This is a genomic window from Paenibacillus taihuensis (genome assembly GCF_003386535.1).
Taxonomy (GTDB): domain Bacteria; phylum Bacillota; class Bacilli; order Paenibacillales; family Paenibacillaceae; genus Paenibacillus_Z; species Paenibacillus_Z taihuensis.
Window position 1 is genome coordinate 167485 of record NZ_QTTN01000004.1, and the last position, 22566, is coordinate 190050.

20 protein-coding genes and 1 pseudogene are annotated in these 22566 nt (G+C 47.2%); 5 read left to right on the plus strand and 16 right to left on the minus strand.

The features are described 5' to 3' along the window. Positions 1 to 45 precede the first annotated feature (45 nt). The 4 genes from A8990_RS05390 to A8990_RS05400 form a co-directional block, all read right to left on the minus strand. Positions 46 to 951 (minus strand): pyridoxamine 5'-phosphate oxidase family protein, encoded by a 906-nt coding sequence (locus tag A8990_RS05390; protein WP_116187993.1) that lies wholly within the window; start codon positions 949 to 951, stop codon positions 46 to 48. A 109-nt stretch (positions 952 to 1060) separates the two neighbouring features. Continuing rightward, positions 1061 to 1396, minus strand: coding sequence for a thioredoxin family protein (locus A8990_RS05395; RefSeq protein ID WP_116187994.1), 336 nt, complete (start codon positions 1394 to 1396; stop codon positions 1061 to 1063). A gap of 81 nt (positions 1397 to 1477) precedes the next feature. Further along, positions 1478 to 1795 carry a hypothetical protein gene (locus A8990_RS31980; protein WP_245995849.1) on the minus strand — a complete coding sequence of 106 codons (318 nt, stop codon included), beginning with the start codon at positions 1793 to 1795 and terminating at the stop codon, positions 1478 to 1480. Continuing rightward, on the minus strand, positions 1783 to 2853 hold the full coding sequence (locus A8990_RS05400; protein WP_245995850.1) for an FAD-dependent oxidoreductase: 1071 nt from the start codon (positions 2851 to 2853) through the stop codon (positions 1783 to 1785). The genes A8990_RS31980 and A8990_RS05400 overlap by 13 nt, the downstream gene beginning before the upstream one ends. Positions 2854 to 3048: 195 nt before the next feature. Here A8990_RS05400 and A8990_RS05405 point away from each other — a divergent pair, with 195 nt between their 5' ends. After that, positions 3049 to 3507: a cupin domain-containing protein gene (locus A8990_RS05405; RefSeq protein ID WP_116187995.1), complete on the plus strand. Its 459-nt coding sequence runs from the start codon at positions 3049 to 3051 to the stop codon at positions 3505 to 3507. 259 nt (positions 3508 to 3766) lie between these two features. After that, complete coding sequence (locus A8990_RS05410) at positions 3767 to 4921, plus strand: MFS transporter (RefSeq protein WP_116187996.1); 1155 nt, start codon at positions 3767 to 3769, stop codon at positions 4919 to 4921. A 121-nt stretch (positions 4922 to 5042) separates the two neighbouring features. On the opposite strand, the gene A8990_RS05415 is transcribed toward A8990_RS05410, so the two are convergent. The 11 genes and pseudogenes from A8990_RS05415 to A8990_RS05470 all read right to left on the minus strand — a co-directional run bounded on the left by A8990_RS05415 (position 5043) and on the right by A8990_RS05470 (position 18331). Further along, entirely contained in the window at positions 5043 to 6083 is a 1041-nt protein-coding gene (locus tag A8990_RS05415) for an S-layer homology domain-containing protein (RefSeq protein ID WP_116187997.1), read from the minus strand. A 169-nt stretch (positions 6084 to 6252) separates the two neighbouring features. Continuing rightward, positions 6253 to 6804, minus strand: a complete 552-nt coding sequence (locus A8990_RS05420) for a hypothetical protein (protein ID WP_245995851.1) — start codon at positions 6802 to 6804, stop codon at positions 6253 to 6255. Continuing rightward, positions 6794 to 8557: a sensor histidine kinase gene (locus tag A8990_RS05425; RefSeq protein ID WP_116187999.1), complete on the minus strand. Its 1764-nt coding sequence runs from the start codon at positions 8555 to 8557 to the stop codon at positions 6794 to 6796. Before A8990_RS05425 ends, A8990_RS05420 begins: the two co-directional genes overlap by 11 nt. Before the next feature lie 2 nt (positions 8558 to 8559). Continuing rightward, positions 8560 to 9234 carry a response regulator transcription factor gene (locus tag A8990_RS05430; RefSeq protein WP_116188000.1) on the minus strand — a complete coding sequence of 225 codons (675 nt, stop codon included), beginning with the start codon at positions 9232 to 9234 and terminating at the stop codon, positions 8560 to 8562. A gap of 218 nt (positions 9235 to 9452) precedes the next feature. Beyond that, the gene (locus A8990_RS05435) at positions 9453 to 11174 is read right to left on the minus strand and encodes a P-loop domain-containing protein (RefSeq protein ID WP_116188001.1); all 1722 of its coding nucleotides are present in this window, start codon (positions 11172 to 11174) and stop codon (positions 9453 to 9455) included. 310 nt (positions 11175 to 11484) lie between these two features. Then, a complete protein-coding gene (locus A8990_RS05440) occupies positions 11485 to 12501 on the minus strand; it encodes an SDR family oxidoreductase (RefSeq protein ID WP_116188002.1) in 1017 nt (338 codons plus the stop codon). Between the two features lie 17 nt (positions 12502 to 12518). After that, positions 12519 to 13487 (minus strand): aldo/keto reductase, encoded by a 969-nt coding sequence (locus A8990_RS05445; protein WP_116188003.1) that lies wholly within the window; start codon positions 13485 to 13487, stop codon positions 12519 to 12521. A gap of 209 nt (positions 13488 to 13696) precedes the next feature. Further along, positions 13697 to 14200 (minus strand): annotated as a pseudogene (locus tag A8990_RS05450) (carbohydrate ABC transporter permease); the annotation flags it as partial. Between the two features lie 102 nt (positions 14201 to 14302). Then, the gene (locus A8990_RS05455) at positions 14303 to 14803 is read right to left on the minus strand and encodes an S-layer homology domain-containing protein (RefSeq protein WP_116188005.1); all 501 of its coding nucleotides are present in this window, start codon (positions 14801 to 14803) and stop codon (positions 14303 to 14305) included. Positions 14804 to 15486: 683 nt separating this feature from the next. Beyond that, entirely contained in the window at positions 15487 to 17520 is a 2034-nt protein-coding gene (locus tag A8990_RS05465) for a peptidoglycan D,D-transpeptidase FtsI family protein (protein ID WP_116188007.1), read from the minus strand. Between the two features lie 220 nt (positions 17521 to 17740). Then, positions 17741 to 18331, minus strand: coding sequence for a YdeI/OmpD-associated family protein (locus tag A8990_RS05470; RefSeq protein ID WP_245995853.1), 591 nt, complete (start codon positions 18329 to 18331; stop codon positions 17741 to 17743). A gap of 46 nt (positions 18332 to 18377) precedes the next feature. Between A8990_RS05470 and A8990_RS05475 the strand changes: the two genes are divergently transcribed. The 3 genes from A8990_RS05475 (at position 18378) to A8990_RS05485 (ending at position 20558) form a co-directional block, all read left to right on the plus strand. Next, the gene (locus A8990_RS05475; protein ID WP_116188009.1) at positions 18378 to 19229 is read left to right on the plus strand and encodes a class I SAM-dependent methyltransferase; all 852 of its coding nucleotides are present in this window, start codon (positions 18378 to 18380) and stop codon (positions 19227 to 19229) included. Between the two features lie 27 nt (positions 19230 to 19256). Continuing rightward, positions 19257 to 20204: a hypothetical protein gene (locus A8990_RS05480; protein WP_116188010.1), complete on the plus strand. Its 948-nt coding sequence runs from the start codon at positions 19257 to 19259 to the stop codon at positions 20202 to 20204. A gap of 120 nt (positions 20205 to 20324) precedes the next feature. Further along, positions 20325 to 20558, plus strand: a complete 234-nt coding sequence (locus tag A8990_RS05485) for an NHLP leader peptide family RiPP precursor (protein WP_116188011.1) — start codon at positions 20325 to 20327, stop codon at positions 20556 to 20558. A 60-nt stretch (positions 20559 to 20618) separates the two neighbouring features. Here the strand turns inward: A8990_RS05485 and A8990_RS05490 are convergent, their stop codons facing one another. Continuing rightward, complete coding sequence (locus A8990_RS05490; protein WP_116188012.1) at positions 20619 to 22511, minus strand: sensor histidine kinase; 1893 nt, start codon at positions 22509 to 22511, stop codon at positions 20619 to 20621. Between the last annotated feature and the right edge of the window lie 55 nt (positions 22512 to 22566).

The following is a 22566-nucleotide window of genomic DNA, read 5'->3' on the forward strand; positions in this document are numbered from 1 at the left end:
TCTCTCCTTATGTTTACAATTTTACTGAATCGAATTTGAAACGGATCAATTCTTTGCAATAGGGTTATAAGGAGACAATTCCATCTCCCCCCACCGTAGTTCGGTGGCGTTATTCAATTGAAGTACTTGTCTGATTTCAAATCTAACTAATAATCCTGCACCTGAAAAGGAATCGGCCTCTGCTTCCTCCCAAATTAAACGCGCTACCCCAGTCAATTGAAGCAAATGACCATGGTCATAATCGATAAATAAAAGTCCAGTTGAGGGGTTGGACTGGATATTTCCCAACGTGTTGTACAACGAGTTGCCCTGATAATCAGGTATCAACAGCGTCTCCGCGTTGAGGACATGAATAAACCCCGGATTCCCGCCGCGATGGGAGGCATCCATCTCTCCTTTATCATTCGTGGTGCCTATATAGAATGTGTCTGCTGTTGAAATCCAGTTTTCCTGCGCTCGGTCCAAGCGGTTATTCCGATGTTCGGATATGAATGCCCCATTGGTGTTCTGATCGGTAAGTAGTTCCCGCTTCTGAATATACTTCGGACAATTCCCGTAGATCTGATGCGCAACTACAACAAAACGATCTTGTTCTCGAGTGGCGATCCCGTTAATGCGTACTCTGATTCTTCGTTCTGTATCGATAATAAGCAACCCGATCTGATGTGGCTCATGCATCGCGATGGATTCGCCGACAATCAATCCAGCTTGAATCTCCGCTCTCTGCTCATCAAGCACGTTTATGAAGCCAGCTTCACCGGAAAGGAAAGTCACCCAAACACTGCCTTTCTGGTCTTTGTAGGAAATGACCGCGAACTGCTGCGTTTTGAGAAAGTTTATGATCCCATTCGAAAACTGGCTGCTGATCATTTTTGAATTCTGCTCGGCAATCCAACCTTCTCCTGTTAAACGCTGAACGATACGTTCGCCCTCATGAAACACGTCCTGCATGTTGTACCCTCCGTACGCCGGGATATGAAAATCAGGCAGGGAGTTATAAATAGTCTCCTCTGCCTGAACCGAAAACGAAAGCTTATCTGTATGGTTACGCGTTTTTTGCTTATTGATCTCCTGAAGGCGTATCTAGCTTACTCAGATATTCCCTGATTTGGGCTGGTGTTTTTGCGAATTTGCTATGCAAATGGTCCAATTTCTCCCCATTCTTGAATACAAGCAAGCTTGGAATTCCTCTAACGTCATACTTTTCTGCGAGCGTCTCGAATTGTTCCGAGTCGACGGCGAAGAAGGATTTGTCGCTATTCTCACTGATGATATCTCCGATAAAACGATCCAGATTTTTGCAATCCGGACACCATGTTGCGTCGAACTTCATGATCGTATAGCTATCTTGACCGATTTGCTCTTGGAATTGCGCTTCATTTTCAATTCTGTTCATTGTGCATTCCTCCTTGTTATGTACCCATCTTAGCGCAGCATGCGACATATTTCTGTAATCTAGCTTACACAACGTTCGATATCAGCGTGAAATCAATTGAAATAGATCATTCAAGGATTCGCTCATTGAAGGATGCGTAAAAACATGATCCCTTAAGAAGGTAAAAGGCTGTCCAGTTACCATTGCGACTTGAACGACATTTATCATCTCGTGAGAGTCAGCACAGAACAACGTACAGCCTAGGATTCGATCCGTTTGTGCATCGACGACCGCTTTTAAGAATCCTTCCGTCTCTTCGCTCAATCTGGCTCGAGGTATGGCTGCGGCTGGCAAGAGCGCAATTTTCACTTCATGTCCAGCTGCGATAGCTTCTTGTTCCGTTAATCCTACACGAGACAACGGCGGGTCGATGAAGACGGAATAAGGAAGGGGTGACGATCTTGGGTTGTCCGACGTTTGTTTCCATACAAATGGTCCATGATTATCCGCTGGTCATCCAACGAAATATAGGTGAACTGCAGCCCGCCCACAACATCACCCATCGCAAAGATGTGTGGGACAGTTGTTTGCAAATGCTCGTTCACTTGGATTGCGCCTCGGTCGGTAATCGCAATTCCTGCGTTCGAGAGCTTCAAGTCATCTATATTCGGTTTCCTCCCAGCTGCAACCAAGATAACATCCGCTGTTTCTTTCCGTTTTTGATCGGCTTCTTCATATGTAACGATTGCGCCGTGTTCCGCATCTCTCACGGATTCAATCGTTGCGTTGTTATGAAATGTTATTCCTTTGTTCTCTAATGAGCTTCGTACAGCTTGCGCAATATCGCGATCTTCCCTTTCGAGCAAGTCGCGATGCGTGTCCAGAACGATAACCTCGGAACCAAAACCGGCATACATGGAAGCAAATTCTAATCCGATATAACCGGCACCGATAATAACGAGGCGCTTAGGAAGGGCTGTCTCTTGCATTAATGAAGTACTCGTGTAGACATGTTTACTTTCCTGGATCCCGTCAATATCGGGCATGATAATAGTGGCTCCAGTATTAATGTAGATTTGCTCGCCATGCAGCATCACATTGCCGATCTCCGTCCGAACGGATATTTCATGCTGGGATGCAAAAGAAGCTTTGCCCGTATAGAGAGTTACCGTTTCTTTCTTATCGAGGTTTTCGAAGTTTTTTTGCCGCAAGGCAGCGATCAACTTCGTTTTCTTGTCAATGGCTGAACGGTATTCTGTGGCTTGATCCTCGAAACTCGATAGTCTCTTCAATTGGGAAAGCTTTGAATGATGCACCAGCGCCTTTGTCGGAATGCAGCCGATATTGATACAGGTGCCTCCGTACATCATCTTGGACTGTTCGATCACTGCAACTTTCTTACCTCGGTCAGCCAAAGCTGCGGCCAATGTTTTCCCGCCTTTTCCGAAACCAATAATAATCGCCTCGAAATGCTCCACATAAGTCCTCCTCGTTCAATTCGCTATTGAGTAATATCACCTCCATTCAATTGCTGCATTCATCATAAAAGCACCTAAGATCACATCATAATTGGTTCTTGTGAAATAGATTACTGAAACGAAAGAACGCAGCGGGTATGATAAGAAGCATGAAAGGAACACACAATACATTACACAATATGGAGGAATACGATTATGTCGACGTTTTTAGATGTTATGGGACCACGTATCAAACTTTTGACTGACTTAGCGAATAATCGGGATTACAGCCTTATGGAAGCCGAAGTTCCGCCAGGCGTTGTCGTTCCAGTTCATAGCCACGATGACCGCGAAACCTTTGTCGTTCTCGAGGGTCAACTCGAAGCCTTTACAAATGACAGCTGGCAAACCGTTCAAGCTGGACAAACGGTTGATATTCCTGGCCACGTGAAGCACGCTTGGAGAAATTCCACGGATAAAACTGTCAAATTGGTAGTCGCTTCGACTGCGAAAATGGGAGATTTCTTCGTTGAAATCGGCCGTCCAATTGATACGGTTCAGCCAGGCCCTCCTTCGCTAGAAGTTTTGCAGCATTTTGTTCAAGTCGCTATCGCTTACGGCTACTGGCTTGGAACACCGGATGACAATGCAACGATTGGAATCAAAATGGGCTAAGTACACGAGCAGCCATTCACGCTCGGATACCACAACTTTAGAATGAAAATAGCGATTGAACAGTAGTTTCCTGTTCAGTCGCTATTTTTTTTGAGTCCGTAATCGCCGGATCGCTGTTCGATTTGTTCAGGAATGATAAATTTTCATTGTAATCTATCTTACTGCTGCCTATCGGGCGTTCGTATTAAACTAGGTTTGTTGCTTCGCGGCAAGAACGTAAAGTTCGATTAATTAGATTCAAGAAAAGGGGAAACCTAGAATGTTCCGATTATTTATGATCACCTTCGGCATATTTGGAATTATCAATACAGAGCTTGGCATCGTCGGAATCTTGCCTCAAGTTTCGAATGTTTATGGGATCAGCGCTTCTCAAGCTGGTTTGCTGGTCAGTCTATTCGCACTGGTCATCGCGTTATTTGGCCCGGTTATGACGCTGTTGTTCTCGGGGATCAATCATAAGAAAATGATGATTGCTGTACTTTCCGTTTTCGTTATATGCAGTGTTGTTGGCGCATTTGCTCCTAACTATCCAATCTTAGTCATTGCAAGGATAATACCAGCCTTTCTTCATCCCGTTTATTTCTCGGTTGCCTTTATAGCAGCAGCAAATTCGGTGATTAAAGATCAGAGCATGAAGGCAGTTGGTAAAGTATTCATGGGTGTTACAGCTGGGCTTGTGCTTGGCATTCCAGTCACCTCTTTTATCGCGGATGTAGTTTCCCTTCGGTCCGCATTGTTGTTCTCGGGAGCCATTAATGCAATCGCAATGATAGGAATTGTAGCCTTTCTTCCTTCGATGCCTGTACAAGGGAGAATGTCCTATTCAGCACAACTTGGCATACTCAGAAGACCTCAGGTTTGGTTAAGTCTAATCGCTTCTACTTTAGTCATGTCCGGTATATTCTCCGTATACAGCTACTTTGCCGAATACTTGGGTCAAATCACCCATATGTCAGGGAAACAAATCAGTTTGATGTTGATTGTTTATGGTGTTGGCGGCATGATCGGCAATTTAGTAGCCGGATATGTGTTTAGTAAAAACATGATTAGAGCTGCCCTGATCTTTCCCTTTATTTTCGGATTCATTTACATGTTGGTTGAATTTTTCGGCCGATATTCGATTCCCATGGCCGTACTTGTCTTGCTTTGGGGTATTATCACAACGATCGGCCTGAACTTTTCTCAATTATGGATTACATCGATTGCGACCGACGCACCTGAGTTTTCCAATGGTTTATTTGTCTCCTTCAGCAATTTGGGCATTACGCTTGGCACGTTTGTTGGCGGTTTATTCATCTCCTATATTGGTCTTGAACAGATTGCCTGGAGCGGGATTATCCTGCTGTCCCTTGGTGTAGTTATGATCGTATGGAGAGTTCGACTCTATGATTCGAAGAAGAGTTTGCCACACTAATTCGAATTTTGTGCATGGCCAATAGATCACAAATAGCCCGGGGTTACCTCACCCAGGGCTATTTGTCGTTTCGCGAAGTTTCGCTGAGGTCATTACCTCAATAGGATTGATCTATTGTAGATTACTCGGATACTGGCGCAGGATGTGCCTTCAGGTAAGCGACGGCGTTATCCACGGCTTCCTTTGCTTGCGCTTGTGTAATTTCGGCTTTTGGCTCGAAGCTGCCATCAGCGTTTAATTTCACGATGCCGTATTTAAGTGCGCGTTGAATGGCGCCTGAGTTAAGAATATCGATTTGGTCCGCGTCTTTAATGTCAGCCGGGATGACGTTGATCATCGGCAGCTTGCCTGCCTTCTCTACGGCTTGAACGAGCAACGTCGTAAACGTCTCACGAGTCAATGTCGCGTTAGGGTCTGCTTCCTGATCCAGGGACGGCGTCACGCCTGTGGCATCTGTGATCAATTGAATGCCCTGTGAGAAAGAGAATTTGCCATTCTCGTCAGTCGGTGCGGCATGTGCCTTCAAATACTCGAGCGCATTATAGATTTCTTCAGCTGCTTCCGAACGGGAGATGATCATTTTTGGATTCACTTTGCCATCCTCCCCCAGTTTAATGACGCCGTAATTCAATGCACGTACGATCGAACCGGAGTATTCCACGTTGATTTGGTCTTGATCAGCGATTTCAACGGCAACCGGCTTGATCATGGGCAGTTTACCTGTCACTTCGATCGCATGGATTAACTCATGCGTAAACTCTTCCCGAGTCAAGAACTGATCCGGATTCAGAGCTTTCGGAAGTTCGAGTCCGTTGACCGACGCGATAATTAGCGCGTTCGCGTACCAAGCATCATCCTGCGCGTTCGGGAAGTAATCCGATGCTTTAGGCTCTTTGAAGAATCGAACCAAATCCAGGTTGAGATTCAACGCGTTCACAATCAATTGTACGCCTTGTGCTTCTGTCAAGATGGAACGCGGTGCGAAGTGATTGGTCGAAACTCCTTGGAGTAAGCCCCGTTGCTGCAAAGAAATGATTTTATCTTTTGCTGTATTATTCTCTAAATCCGTAAAACCTGGAGTTGCCGCAAAGGTCTGCCCCGCAAAAGTTAACATCATTGCCGCCGTTGCTGTCATCGTCATCATCTTGAAAGTCTTTTTCATTATGTACACCTCTTATAGTCGATTTTGTCCGTACAATTAGGGTAGACGAGCATTGGCTAAAAAAGGTTACAGCAAGACGTGGTTTTGACAAGAACTTGATCCCATAAATACAAAAAGCCGCGATACTCGCGGCCTTTATTGAGATATTGTTTTTGTCACCCGACATGAATTATTTTAAAGTGATCGTCTTCGTCCAAGTAAGTTCTTTGCCCGCATCATTAACAAAAGTGAATGTTACATCGCCCTTCTGATCCTTCAATTCGTCCGGATAGAAGAAGCCCATAAACTGTCCGTCCCCGCTGATGTAGAATCCGTCGTCTCCGTTGCCACCGTGCTTAATCGCTTCTTGAGTGGTATTGACGATACGGGTATTACCGGATTTCCATTCCATCTTGGACAGCGTGTAGCCTTCTGGGCGCTTGTTGACCACAAAATCAAAGCTGTTACCTTCGATTGGTTTCTCGGTTTGATCAATGATAATTAGAATGTCTTCATTAGCATTGTCACCGGCTGCGTTAGACGCTGCGTTATTGTCAGGCGTTGTGGATTCCTCCGCATTTCCGGCATTGCTGCTAGACGAATTAGATGCCGGGGCTTCTGTCACTGTGCCTGTATTTACTGTATTTGTATTCCCTGTTTCCGATTTATTTCCACATGCGCTTATTACAACCAGAATGGCTAACGATGCGACCAGTAAGCTGAAAGATTTTTTATTCATCATCAATTTCTCCTTTGTCTTCTTGTAGTAGGAATGAAAAAGCGACTCCGTTCCCGGTATTAACAACCCCGTAAATACTACCGTGCAGCTCCAAAATATGTTTGACTATAGCCAGCCCTAGGCCGGTTCCGCCGGATTTGCGGTCGCGCGAACGCTCTGCCCTGTAGAACTGATCCCAAATCCGGCTCAGATCTTCTTCCGCAATTGAAGGACCGGTATTCTCCACGATGGTTTTAATGGTTGCGCCTTCTGCCATTTCCATTTCTATAACGATTGTACTATCAGGCACGGCGTACCGAATCGCATTGCTGAGCAGATTGAGCAAGACTTGTTCGAGCCGTTTACGATCCGCATTAACGTACAGCTCCTCTTCTCTGTCCTGTCGAAGTCTTAGCAACAGATGTTTTATCTCCAGCTGCTGCGTGAAGGAGCCCGTGACTTCTCTCATGAGCTCGGTTAAGGAAAACCGTTCTATCTTCAGCTGGATGGCCTTCACTTCGAATTTGGAAAGCTCCAGCATATCCATAATAAGTGCGTTCATCCGGTCAGTCTCGTTAACGATCAAGGCGAGGTAACGTTCTTTTTTGTCATCCGCTACCCCATCTTGCAGCCCCTCCGCAAACCCTTTTACAATGCCAAGCGGTGTTTTCAGCTCGTGAGATATGTTCGCTACCAGTTCTTTGCGTAGTTGCTCGGATCTCTGTTTTTCTCTCATGTCTTCCTGCAGCTGTTCGTTAGCAAGCCTAAGCTCATGAAGTGCCAAATCCAGGTTTTGGGATAAGGTGTTCATATTCTTCGATAACTCTCCGAATTCGTCCTTGGAACGAATCTCCGGATGATCGGTGAAATCAAGCATGGCGAGCCGTGCGGCCGAGCGATTAAGAGTCAACAGTGGGCGCGAGACTATTCTCGAATAGATCAGCGACAACGCAAGAACAAGTGCAAGGATAACCGGCGCCAAGTAAATGACGTACTTTTTCAAAATATTAACGGCTTCTCCTACCGGCTGAAGTGAAGCCATGACGAACATATAATGTTCATCTTGTTCTGTATCGGTAAGGAATTTTACGAGTACGGCATACTCGACTCCGCTCCATGGATCCTTCCATTCGCTCGATACCGTCTCTCCCGCATGCAGTCGGGGCAAGTATTTCTCCACCGATGCAGTCCAATCCTGTAAGGCTTCGTCGACAAGCGCATCCTGGTATAGAGGATTGAACGACCGCTGCTCCGGCAACAAAAACTCCAATACCTTTCCTTTAATCCGTACTAAACCTTGATCAAGTGGTGCGGAGTTATCGGGCCAGAAGGCAATTGGGTGAAGCACCGTATCCTTCTCGTCCATGAAAATCCCATCCACAACCATATTGTCGTCAAGCGATACGCCTCGCGGAATGGTATTGATTGTTGCACCCGCTGTTGGGATCGGAACGGTAATGATCTTTGCACCTGACTGAAGTTTTACATAATACGGATTTAAGTTGGCTTTGTTAAAGCTTTTATTCAGCACGACGGAGCTAGTATCATTCTGATTCATGAACTTCCCGAGCAGATTAGAAAGCTCCCTTTCATTTCCCTTTACCTCGTTATACTGATCGTTTACGCGATTGATAGACGATTCCAGCTGATGAATCCGGGACATCCGGTAAAACCGTTCAAAGAATAACCCTTCTGCCAGCATGACTAGGGTAAAGATAAACAAAATGAAGGCAGACGTGATGACGAACAACTTGAGGACTACGCCATGTCTTCTCATGCTTATGACTCAAACCTGTAACCGGATCGGATAACGGTCGCAATCAGCTTGCCGGAATCCCCAAGCTTGGCTCTTAATTTCTTGACATGCGTGTCCACGGTTCGCAAATCTCCAAGATACTCGTATCCCCATACCGCATTCAGAATAAATTCGCGTGACAGAACTTTGCCTTCATGCTTGATCAGGAACAACAGCAGATCGTATTCCTTGGGCGACAGGTTAATGAGTTGCCCTGCCACCGTAACCGTATGAGCATCCCGATTTACCGATAATTCACCGTACTCCAGAAGCTCCGCTTCCCGCCCTACCGTTCGTTCTGTTCGCTTCATTAAAGCGTTTGCTCGGGCAACCAGCACCCTCGGGCTTAGCGGCTTCGTTACGTATTCGTCAGCTCCCAGTTCAAAGCCCATCAATTGATCTTCGTCCTCTGCCCTTGCCGTAATCATAATAATAGGTATGTCCGATTTCTCGCGGATCCGTCTGCATACGGGCCAGCCGTCCATCTCCGGCATCATAATGTCTAAGACAACCAAGTCGACAGAGATTTGCTCGAACAACTCTAGCGCAACCTTTCCGTTCTCTGCTTCATGGACATCCCATTGCTCTTTTCTAAAATAATCCGTTATAAATTCCCGCATGAGAATATCGTCTTCCACTAATAAAATGCTTCGCTTCATTTGAATCCCGCCTCTTTCTGGCAAAGGTTCCTTTGACACTTGCGGAACCGCAATGGTATATCACAGGTTTACCCGAAATTCGGCATTCTTATCATTCATTCGCACCTCCATTTGCTCTACAAGTTGAAGTATAGGTGGTTCGTGTGTCCAATGTGTGTATTCGATATGGATTCTTGGAGAAACCTGCACATAGAAAAAAGCCGCGAATATGGCGGCTTTTACTCATACACCGGAGAACTCATCCTGGAGAAAGAAAACAAAACGTCGTGCAATGTGGGTAATTCCAGGTCATGAGGAATGTCGAAGCTGTTGGAATATATGGCATCAAGCCCTTGTTCGGAGAGAAAGGCGAATACTTCTTGAACGGAACGGTATAGATTAAATTTCGGCTCCCTCGTCCGGTTGGCCAAATATCGGATAATATATGCAATTGTCGCTAATTGCTGTTGTGAAATGATCGTATCCAAGCGAGAAACATCCACCGTATCTGTGCCCAGATGAATCGTATTAGTGCCGACATTCACATATTCAAAGATCCGATTACTCTCCGCATCTCTTTTGAAGGTGGAAAGAGAGTCTGTTTTCACCCATCTCTCCAGCTTCCACTGTACCTCATGCTCATCTTCTCTTTCGTAGAATTCATATGAATGTTGTCTGAACGGCTTTAACTCGCTATTAAAGTTATGCAGGGTATAGTTTTTCATCATGTATACATGATCAGCCAAATCCAGATATTCACTGGTTCCGCCGATAATAAGAATGGTCGAAACCCCCGCTTTGTTATACAAATGACGGACGCGATCCGTAAAAGGGACGATGGGATCATCTTGAATAATTTGCTTCATGCGGGAATCGCGTATCATAAAGTTGGTTGCTGTTCGGTCTTCATCAATCAGCAATGCTCTGCATCCGAAGGATACGGCCTCGACAATATTGGCCGCTTGCGAGGTGCTTCCGCTGGCATGATTGGAATGAAAAGCCTTGGTATTGGAATGCGGAATATCCCGTATAAAAGGCGTAATGTCCAGGGAAGTTACGCTCCGACCATCCTCTGCAATGATTTTGCAGCTTCTCTCTTCGGTTATGCAGTATTCGCGCCCATCCCCCAGAACATGATTGTAAATGCCCGATAGCATACTGTCTAAAAGAGTGCTTTTCCCCGAGTAGCCTCCTCCAGTTATAACGGTAACGCCTTCGGCAACCCCCATTCCTTTAATAACAAAGCCGTCCGATAATGTAAATTCGATTTCATCTTCAGTCGGGGAAATAAAGGGAACGGCCTTGCCTAGCGGTTTGTCTCCTTTCCCCCGTGGGAGAACACTGTTGTTGGCTATAAAACATACCAGCTTCCGTTCCTGCAATAAACCCCTGATCTCCATCTGTCTTCGATACACGGTGTTAAATTGAACGCAGGCATCATTGTCGAAGAAGTCAACAAAGTCTTTGATCGCCTTTCCTAATTCCTTCCTCACGATCTTGACGGACAATTTGCCTGCAACAACATTCCGTTTCTCCATCATGTGCACAGGGAAACGGATGACCAACGCAAGATTCAGCATGTCATCTTTAAAAAAACAGCTGTTGCGGACAATGACTTTTTGGTTAGGTTCATGAACGTATATTTTGCCCGTGAATTTCTCTTTCCCCGTCTTATGTTCTTGTGCCAAATCTATCTTTTCGATAAGAGAAACAAAAGCCCGCAAACAAAAGTCGGCCGTTGATGCATCTAAAGTTCTGTCGCGGCGTTCAAGGCTTAACAGCTGGGCGGGAATCTGAAGCGTAAACTTTACAAATTCAGGTTTTGATTTATGCGTTTCATTGCAAACTATCGTGACTCCATTGTATGAATAAACGTTATCGTTTTTATATAAGGCTCTTAATGAAGTCACATCGGAGAGATCACATGAGCCTAATAATTTGATGAGTCTGTTTATAGCCATTCGCCTCCTGTTGTTTATGGCTATAATTGTGACATCTCCCCCATTTCATTACAAAGTAACTTTTATATTTAACTGTTTTTTATCAGCATGTTCCTGGAGAAACCGTTTAGAAATAAAAAAAAGACCGCTTAATACAAAAAGCCGCGATTTTCGCGGCCTTTGCCCCCTGCTTACTCATTATTCTATCAGCTTAGCGTACTGAGCCAGATTCTCCTGATGAGTTATTACGCTAACAAGTTAAAGAGCCATCCTTTGCGGATGGCCCCTTTTCCGATCTGATATTCCCTTTCACATCTCGCTTCATGATTAGCTATTCTGATATGGATGCTGCAGCCAATTGCAATGCATGAATCACTTTATCGCACCACTGATCAAATTCTATATCTTCTTTCTGATGCTCGGGATGGCTTAGTATGTAATCCACCGTTTGCTTAATCCCTTGATCAAAGCGAGTTGTTGCTACAAATCCCGGAACGAGTCTTTTCACCTTAGAATTATCGAAGACAACGGAATTCGCCTTATCTCCAATCAGCCCGCCTCGATAATCCTGCTTGCTGCAAGCAGCCAGAAACTCAGATGAAACATGGACGGCTTGAAGCTTTACCCCAAGAGCATCGGCTATCGCCTCGTAAACTTGATTCCAAGTGACGGTTTCATCGGAAGTAATGTGCACCGATTCCCCGATTGCATGAATATTGCCCATTAAACCGATGAAGCCCTTCGCAAAATCGCGATTGTGCGTCATCGTCCAAAGCGAAGTTCCGTCTCCATGGATAATCACAGGTTTGTTTTCCAACATACGTTTTGCTACCTGCCAGCTTCCATTTGCGCCATGTACGCCAAGTGGTATGGAGCGCTCATCATAGGTGTGACTAGGTCTTACAATTGTGATTGGGAAGCCATTTTCACGGTATTTCTTCATCAAATATTCTTCGCAGGCGATCTTGTTTCTTGAATATTCCCAATATGGATTAGAAAGCGGCGTGCTTTCTGTAATGCGATAATCCGATAGAGGTTTTTGGTAAGCAGAAGCGGAACTAATGAAAATAAACTGCTTCGTTTTACCATGGAACAACCGGAAGTCTCTTTCCAATTGCGCGGGATGAAAAGCGATAAAATCCGCTACGACATCAAAGTTCAAGTGACGGATAAGCTGCGATACTTGTTCCTCATCGTTAATATCTGCTTGAAGGATTTTTACGTTATCAGGGAGGCTCTCATTTCGATTGCCTCTATTAAGGAGATAGATGTCACACCCATCTTCTGATAACTGTTTGGTGATTGCCGAACTAATCGTTCCCGTACCTCCGATAAACAAAGCCTTCATATCACATCTACCTCCTGCTAGTTGTAAAAATTGCGAATCCAACGGTTTGCTTTCAGCTTCTCGATGTACTCCTTCGATAGTCCATGTCCATCCCCTACCAAGCAGTTGCGCTCTACATTGACAACGGATCTCATGCCTGGAATGACACTAGAAACAGCAGGATGACTCAAAACATAGCGCAATGCAGTTTCAGCGATTTGCTCAACTGGAATTTGAAGATTAGCAGCAATCTCATTCACTCGCTCATATACTTCCTGTTTACGATCCCCATGGAAATAATGATTTCGGAAATCTCCTTCTTCGAAAGTTGTTTCCGGTGTAATTCTGCCCGTTAAACCGCCTTCATCTAGCGGCACTCGGACAATGACGCCGACATTATTCTGTATGCACGCAGTGAACAAGCGGTCTTCCGGGCTTTGATCGAAAATATTGTAAATGACCTGCACCGTATCCACCACACCGGTTTCAATTAGCTTGATCGCATTCTCTGGTTGATGATCGTTAATGGATATGCCGAAGAAACGGATTTTTCCTTGTTCCTTTAGTTTCTGAACCGCCTCCAGCCAATCCCCTTGATTTACCCATTCGTCCGACCAAACGTGGAGCTGCTGGACATCGATTGTTTCCAAACCGAGGTTTTTCAAACTCTGTTCCGTACATGCAATAACATGTTCCGCTGGAAAGGTTTGTTCCACAGGGACTCCAGCTTGAGCAGGCCATTGACCGTTTTTTGGCGGAATTTTGGTTGCCGCATAGATATTCTCTGAACGCTGCCTGATGACTTGTCCCACAAGAGATTCACTATGTCCATTGCCGTAACCAAGTGCCGTATCGATAAAATTCAATCCCAGATCAATTGCCCGATTTAGAGCGATGATAGACTCGTCGTCATTCGCCCCAATCCAGCTGGATTTGCCGATTCCCCATGCTCCGTAGCCTATTTCAGATACTTGCAGGCCTGTTTTGCCGAGTGTTCTATAATTCATGCAAAGCTCCTCCTCATAGATCAAATCAATTCATCAGTTTCTCATGAGCATTATAGCAAAGAACATAGGGATGCTTAAGTACGGAAATAGTGTTTAGTTGGTTACCTTAAAGTAACTAGAGACGCGTTGGCAATGACATGTTATGTATGACAAGAAATCAAAAAGACGCTCAAATAGAGCGCCATTAAGATAATCGTATACACGCACGCTTATTCCTTCACGCTTCCCAGCGTCATGCCGCTCATGAAGTACCGCTGCAGAAACGGATATACACACAGCACCGGCACCATGCCGAGGAAAATCTGCGCCGCGCGAACCGACCGGACGTTCAGCTTCGATAACAAGAGCAGCATCGAGGGGTCGGATATGGAAGACATATCCATACGGACGACGATCGTCTGCAAGTAGCTGGCTAGCGGATAGTGGCTCAGATCGTTCATATAGATCAGTCCATTGAACCATTCGTTCCAGTGCGAGACGATCGCGAACAGCGTAACGGTAGCAATCGAGGGCATCGAGAGCGGGATGATGATCCGCCAGAGTGTCTGCCAATACCCGGCGCCGTCAATGAACGCCGACTCCGATAGTTCCTTCGGCAAGCCTCTGAAGAAGTTGAGCATCAAGATAACGTTGAAGATCGGCAGCGCTCCCGGCAGCACAAGCGCCCAGATGCTGTCGAGCAGGTGCAGATTTCGCACGAACATATAGGTCGGTCCCTGCTGACGCCGATGGCGTTCTTGATCCAGTTCGACATCTCGCGATAATCGCGATAGGACTGCGCATGATCAGAAGTTTTGCCTGCAAGACTCAGCGTTCTAAGAAGGGATACGGCCGCTTCTTCCCGGTTTACCGGATCGTTGGGGGCGAAAATAACCGTCGTATCCGGTAAGAATGTTGGCTGACGAGACCAGCTTGACGAATCCGTTGTACCACGCGTCTTCGGCCACATCTTTGTAATTCGCAGCCCCGCTATCCTGGTAGCCGAACAATTCACGAGGAGCGCAGCCCACTCTGCCCTTGTGATCGGCTTGTTCGGGTCCGTTACCGGGTTCGACAAAATGTTGAAATACCCGGCCTTGGACCATTTGTTCAACGCATTGGCCGCCCAATGCCCTCCATAACCGGAGCCTGCTGCAACACTCTGAATGGACGGTGACGATGCAACTCCGGATCCGCCTGAAACATCGGAACCCGCTGCGAAGACTTGCGTTGCCATCAGCGTACTTAACAAAAAGCTGATAAGCGGCAAGCGCTTCATTACCGGCAATCCTCTTCTCATTACTCATCCTCCCGCATGCAAATAGTAGTGCAGGCATTGCTGCAACAATTTAATTATAAGAGTCCTAGGAATGGAAGATATATCAAGATTTTTCTATTGATAGCACTTTCATATCTGATCTGCAGGAGGCGAGTGGACAAGAGTTTGTACCCTTAAAATAAAAAAACCGCGTAAAAACGCGGAATTTAAGAGCTGCGGAGTTACTCATACCAGTCTTGTTAATTCACTGTTGATTACTCGATGTGCGGCAACGAAACGATCTTTCGGACTAATCCCAAACGATGCAAATTGCACCTTTCGTTGATTAGAAATAAATTGGACTTCATACTGCTTCGTATTTCCAACAAAAAAACTATTATATGCGGAGGCGTTCGGTTTCACAGTAAACGCAACGTTATGAATCAATTTCTTCCTTCCGTTTAATGCATACACTTTGATTCTTACTTTCGCATTCTCATGTTGATTCTGATTTAACGAGTTTACAACAATATCTTTGGATACCGTCCTATCTTTCTCCGTCAAATTATTCAGAGGTCCAGTCGTATATTTACGAACCATCCCTACTTCCCCTTTCATAAACAAGATATCGTGAGCAAAATCATCCCGCTGTCATATCTTATTTATTCAGGTGTTTATCTGATTGGACGAATCTGGCGAATCTCCCTCGTTAGCGCAATGAAAATGGAGCAGCTGCGGATTGCAAGCTGCCCCATCTGATACCTAATGCCCTGCTATGTTTCCTCTTGTTGCCGTAGGACTCGGATGCGGCGTACCGTCCAAGCCGATGTACTCGTCGTAGGCGTCGAAAATTTTCCGCGCAATCGGCGCGGCGCCGTAAGCGCCGAATCCGCCATCCGGCACGACGACCGCTACGGCGAGAACGGGATTTTCCGCAGGTGCCAGGGCTATAAACACGGAGTTCTCGACCTTTTTCCTGTCACCTACGTCTTGCTCGGACGTACCGGTTTTGCGCAAGAAGTTGTACTTGAAGCCATCGAAGCCCTGTACGCTAACTCTGCTCATGCCATCGTAAACCTCGTCCCAGTATTCTTTCGGGAACGACACGGTATTCAATACTTTCGGCATGAAGCTCTGCACCGTTTTTCCGTTCTGATCCAGAACTTTATTGACGAATTGCGGCTGCATCCGCTTACCCTGATTGCCCAGCATCGCCGCGTACTGCGCCAGCTGCAGCGTCGTATATTTGGCCTGCTGGCCGAAGGACGCCCGGATGAGCGCCGACTGCGAGCTCGCAGTTTCGGCTTCGTGATAGTAATCAATAACGCCTTTGTTCTCGCCAGGCAGCCCGCTTTCCGTAGATACGCCGAGGCCAAACTGCTTGACATAATTGTCCCACACGTCCACGCCTTTGACGCCTTTGTACTTCTGATACAGCTTGTTCCCGACCATCGCAGCCATGAACGTATTGGATGAATGCGCGATAGCGCCTGCGGCGTCGAGCTGGCCATACGCATGGCCTTGCGAGTCATGGATCGCAACCGGCGGATCCGATTTGCCGAAGGTGAATACGCCGGTGTCGTTGTACACGTCATGCGTCGTGAATAAATGCTCGTTCAAGCCGATAAGCACGGAAAGCGGCTTCTGCGTGGAGCCGAGCGGCACCATCGACGAAGGATGGCGATTGCGCTCCTTCTCGTCTGGATACGGCGGATATGCCTGGCGAATGGTGCCGTTCGCTTGAAAATACGCCGTTTTCTCCAAGTCCTCCGGACTGATCGAGCCGCCCTCCCAGACGCTCGGATCGTAATCCGGCATGCTGGCCATGGCGACAACCTTCCCCGTCTTCACTTCCATGGCAACGGCATAGCCCGTCGTCGCATCCGCGCCGTCTGCATAGAACCCCGGGGCCGTCTTCATAAAGGCGAGATGATCCATAATGGCCTGCTGCGTCAGCATTTGCACGCGCTTGTCGATGGTCAAGTACAGATTGTCCCCTTTGATAGGCGCTGTGAGCTGAGGTGGACCGATGATCAACTCTCTCGCGTTAACGGGATATTCCTTCAGCCCGTTCTGGCCGCGAAGCAAGTCCTGGTACATATATTCAAGCCCGTCGACCCCGACATCCTCGTCGTCCAAATATTGCTGCTTTACGTTTTCCTCATCTGCAATGCTCTTATATTTGGTCATCGATTCCCGGACGCCGCGGTACTTCTTCAGATAGCCTATAAGCTGCACCGCGACGTCGTCCTTGTCGTAGTTGCGGACGCTCTCCTCCACGATATCGAAGCCCGGGTACTGCTCGTGATTCTCGGAGAAATAGGCGATCTCCTCGTTGGTGAGGCCCATCTTGATCCGTCGCGGTACCGCGTACGTGTTTTGAACATGCCCGAGGTCCATTCGCTTCCTGATTTCTTTTATGCTAATCGTCTGGTCCGGCTTGCCGTATTTGGCGAAAATATCGAATAGTGTCTGCGCCAGTTTGTCCGCGTCCGCTTCTTTCAATCCCGGCTGGATCGTGTAGTACAATGATTGGGTCGACGTCGAATACGCCAGCTGCTTACCCTGAGAATCCAAGATATTGCCGCGGATCGGCGGTATTTTCACCGGTCTCGTGCTGCTGTCGTTCAATTGTGCCTGAAACTTCGGGGCGTCGACGAACTGCAAAATCGCAAGCCGTACGATCAATATGCTGAATACGATAAACGTCATACCGAAAAACACATTCAAACGCAGCGAAAACGCGTTTCGTTTGCGGTATTCTTGGCTTTTCGGGTCCTCTTGGTTCAATTTCATGGCAGCACTCCTTATGATGTGATTTTAAAAAACTAATTCGAGATCCATAACCCCGATCCTGCCCAGACGAGGGACGATTCCGTGCCAAATCCAGTGGGTAAATTGCTTTGGTTGTCCTTGTTGTTATTAACGAATCTGAAGCACTAATTGTTGCCATATATCATTAATCTGCCGGTTAGTAGAATGAAGAAAGCCGACCTGTCTGGTCGGCTTTCTTCTATTATTTATTAGCTCGATAAATTTTATCGCCATTCTCAAGCATCTCGATGAACTGCCGGATCCGCTTCTCTCGGGTTTCTTGTTTTTTGACATTGTGAATTCGAAACAAGATCGCGTATTTATTTTGTCTATCGAGCGTATCGTAGAACGCCTTAGCTTGGGCATTACGCTCCAACTCGAGCGCGAAGTCCTCCGGTAGCGAGGCGATACTTTGCGATTCGTAGGCTTTATCCCAGTACCCGTTCTTTCGAGCCTCTTCAATTGCCTTATATCCGGACGACTTCATTCGCCCGTCTGCGATCAGCTGTTCCGCTTTTTCTTTATTGATTTTCGACCAGATGCTCTTGGACCCGCGCGGAGTGAACCGCTGGAGCCAAGTTTTCTCATCTAACGCTTCTTTCTGACTGTCGACCCATCCATAACATAGGGCAACCTCGAGCGCTTCGTTATAGGAAACCGTAACGATACCTGAATTCTTCTTCGCAATCTGTAATCGAATGCCGGGCGATGTATCACAATTATCGTCAAGCCAACTCTCAAAAGAGAATGGATCGGCAAAGGACATAACCGGCAAGTCACTCGATTTCTTCACCACATAAATCGCCTCCTGATCCAAGTGTACACAATAATCACTGACAATGACTGTCATTTTAGCATTGTTCGGCAGCATTCTTCACTTTATACTTAATCTAGTTAATCACATTGCCACTAAGGAGCTGTTAACGCTGGGCATCGACGATTCTACCAAGTTGTTCAGCGATATGCTTTCGCTGACCGTGCAGCTCTTCTATGAGCGCGAGCGTTCGCTGGTCCTGCATGAGCCGCTTCAATCCGCTTCGTCCGTACTCGATATCGGCTGTGGGAACGGTGCTTATTTGGAGGCCGTCAAACAGGACTACCCGCATTTGCGATGCACCGGTCTCGAGAAGGACGAACGGATTTACCGCTTTACGGCGGCAAGAACCGCACCGGGTCTTCAATTTGTTCAAGCTGATTATCGGGAGCAGACGCCATGGGCAGAGCCGTTCGATGTCGTCATCGTTAGGCTGGTCGTTCTGCATTTACCGGACGTCGGACATTTTCTGACTTGGCTGCGATCCGTCACCCATGCCGGTTCCTTGATCATCGTCATCGATTTGGACGACGACGCAACCGGACCCCTGCCTGCCTACTGCCTGCGTCGATTCGAAACGCTATTCCGGGCTTCGCGCAAGCCGCTGCTGGATCGCTTCCCGAAGCCTGTCGGCGATCGACTGGCCGAATTAATGTCGGCCTTCGGCGGGTTCCAAACAAAGCTTCAGTCTTATCACATCCTGGCTGAAGACGGCGAAACGAAGCGGCTGATGCACCGCTATATGGAAACGGTGACCCGAATTATGCAAAGTGGCCATCTGTCTGATGAGCGGAAGCAGGAATTGGACCACTGGCTTAGCGAGGAGTATTTTTCCTACAGGGCCGGCATGTTCGCCTTATCGTTTCAACGCAATTGATTACCTATCCGGGAGGTCCAAGAAACGATGACATGGAGATCTGATTACGAACATGAACTTGCCCATGTGTTCCTGGCAGCGGAAAACCTGATCGATGCCTTTCCGGCACCGCTTAACGACAAAGGGCGCGAATATTTGCAAGCCTTCAACCCGTTGAATCCTTCCGGCACGAAGAACCATATCTGCTACCTGCTTCCGTTTTGGATGCAGCCCATTACGGAGCTGGATTCACAGCGCTATCGCGATCTGTCGCTCGCTAACGTATTCGTCATGCTGTATTTTTTCATCCAGGACGATCTCATGGATACCGCCCCGTCCGATTGGAAAGAACAGCTGGCCCTCGGTAATATGTTTCATCTAAGCATGCTTGACCTGTACCGCTCGTTGTTTGAAAGCAGCTCCCCTTTCTGGAACTATTATCGCGCTTACGTGACGGACTGGTCCATGGCGGTTGCCTATGAAACTCCTTTCGTCAGCCTATCTCCAGCCAAGCTCGCGCAAAAGGCGGCGCCTGTCAAATTGGCAAGCATCGGCGCCCTGCTTCTCGCTGGTCGCAACGAGCTTGAAAGCGCCGTTTCAGAGGCAGTTGATCTCGTATTGGCTACGCTGCAGATGTCTGACGATTGGGCCGATTGGGAAGAAGACTTCGACTTACATAACGCCAACAGCCTGATCAGCATGATTGCCTCCGAGAAAGAGGCGTCCCCTTCCCTGATTACGAGAACCGATATCAGGAATGCCATCTACATCGACGGCGCCTTAAGCCGTTACTCGCGGCTTGCACAAGAGAATGGCGAGGCTTTTGTAGGACTGGAGTTAACTCTCCCCTATTTGGCTGCGTTCCAATCTCATTTGGCTGACAAGCTGAAGGAGGCAAGCGAGCATTTGAGTCAAACGAAGAAACAACTGCTCGGCGGCGGATTTACGTACTGGCTTTCGCAAAATAAACCTCCCTTTCCGGTAATCAACGTGTGAACGAATGATCCCTTTCTCAGTGCGATAATTGTCGGATTCTAGCGATTCATAGTAGAATTGTCCCATTAATAGTGATAAACTTTACGTGGTAGTATATTCCTATTAATGAGGTGCAGCCAGATGTCCGAACAAGAATTGCAGCAACAGATCATCGAGAAAGCATGGTCCGACGAATCGTTCAAAGCCCAATTGCTAGCGGACCCGAAAGCAGCGTTGAAAGAAGCCTTCAATCTGACTTTGCCGGAAGACGTGGAACTGGTCGTCATCGAAGAAACGCCTTCCAAGCTCGCACTCGTTATCCCTCAAAACCCGGCTGACGTAGTAAAAACGGACAGCGAACTCAGTACTTGGTAATACTCAGCTTCCTACAAAAAAACGCGAAGGTCATATCGTGACCTTCGCGTTTGTTTCTTCTTAGCGCGCGGCCGGGAAACGAATCATCGCTTCGGTACCGACGCCTTTCTGACTCTTAAATTTGATCGTTCCCTGCATGACCTCGATGATCCTGAACGTCACCATGAGTCCAAGACCGGTCCCCTTGTTTTTGTTCGTGAAATACGGTTCCCCCAGCCTTTCGAGTATGCGCTCATCCATCCCGGCACCGCTGTCCGCAATATGAATGACCACCTGTTCGTGCTCCTCGTATGCCCAAATCTTCACGACGCCGGAGCCTTCCAGCGCTTCGATGCTATTCTTAATGATGTTAACCAATGCCTGCTTTAGCTTCGAGGAATTCCCCATGATTCGCAGCGAACGAGGCACGCTCATCTCCAAGTGGCCGCCCTGAAGGTTGGCCAGTGGGACGATAATACCTTCCACGTGCTTGAATTCCTCCGCCAAATTCAATTCATGCACCTGTTCCATCTGCGGCTTGGCGAAGGTAAGAAAATCGGTAATAATCGTCGAAGCCCGGTCAAGCTCATCGATTGCAAGCTTGTAATAGTTCTCGGTATTCGGAACTACTACTTTGTGGCGTTCCTCGAGTAATTGCAGAAGACCGCGCGTTACCTGAAGCGGGTTGCGGACCTCGTGCGCTACGGAAGCCGCTAGCTGACTGATAATCTCCATTTTCTCCGATCGCTGCAGCTCGGAGTTGTAAATTTCCAAGTCCCGCGAGTAGGTCATGATTAATTTATGCTGGTAGGAGAAACGCCTTCCGAGCAGCACAATGAGCGATAGCACGAAGGCGACCAACCCCCATTTCCACCACGAGAGGTCGTATGTTTTGGAAGACGCGTAGAATTTCAACAATTCCGCTACGCTGACCGATGCAAAGACAGCCAATCCGATAGAGAGAATAATCGAATCGATATTGCGATTCCACAGCTGCCTGACCAGTATGATGAGGATCAGGATAAATTGGGCCAGCATGATCACGCCGATAAATGTAACCGATACGAAAAAGTAATAGTGCTGAAACGTGTAACCCGACGCCCAGTTGACAGTCATCGCGATGATTCCAAAGATGGAATAAGCGATCTGGAACTGGCGGAAATGCTTGACGATACCGCGATAGCCGCTTCCGAACAACAGCTCGAAAAACATCATTAAGGACGGCAAAAACAGGTACAAGGACAGATCGAACATCGCTTGATAAACGAAACCGTACTTTCCGTAGAACGTGTACAGGAACGGCGAGTACCCGATCAATAATCCGCCGATCGGCAAAATGATAAAACATAGCGATAGCCAGCTCTTCAATTGATTCCGATCGAGAAAAACCGAACATACGAGCATGACGAAGGCGACGAAGACAAAGGCGCCGCCCAAGATGATGTCGAGCAAATCGAATTTCGCGTACAAACGCATGAGATCCTGGTAATCCGAGATGTGATTCTCGCTTCCGAGGCCCAATCTGTCCGTTTGGCTTTCCAGATGCATGACCAGCTCTTGACCGGAGTCGTGATTCTCAAGCGGAATCAAAACGCGGTTCAGATCGAACCAATGCTTGCGTTCCGAATGATAGACCTCCTCCCCGCCCAGGAAGATGGTGATGTTCTGTGCATAAATCGAATGAAAGAACATCCCTTGGTTTTTTTCGATTACGGGAAGCTTGATCCGGATCCATGCGGACACGGCATGTTCCGGTTTGGATACTGCCGGATCCGAAGCCTGTATGTCCTGCCACCCAGCAGCTTTCAACGCTTGATCGGGTGCTGCAAGCTGATCCGCTTTCGTCTCCCATTTGATCTGCCAGGATGAGATCGAAGAATCGGCCGAAGCCGTGGATGCTCCCGCGGGAATCGGTACGATTGTAAAGATACTCGTTATGATCAAAAAAATTCTGATGAATACGTTTAGCCTCATGCCTGCCAACACCTCAACACATAGGTAAAATTAACCGCGCCCCTCTTCTATAATT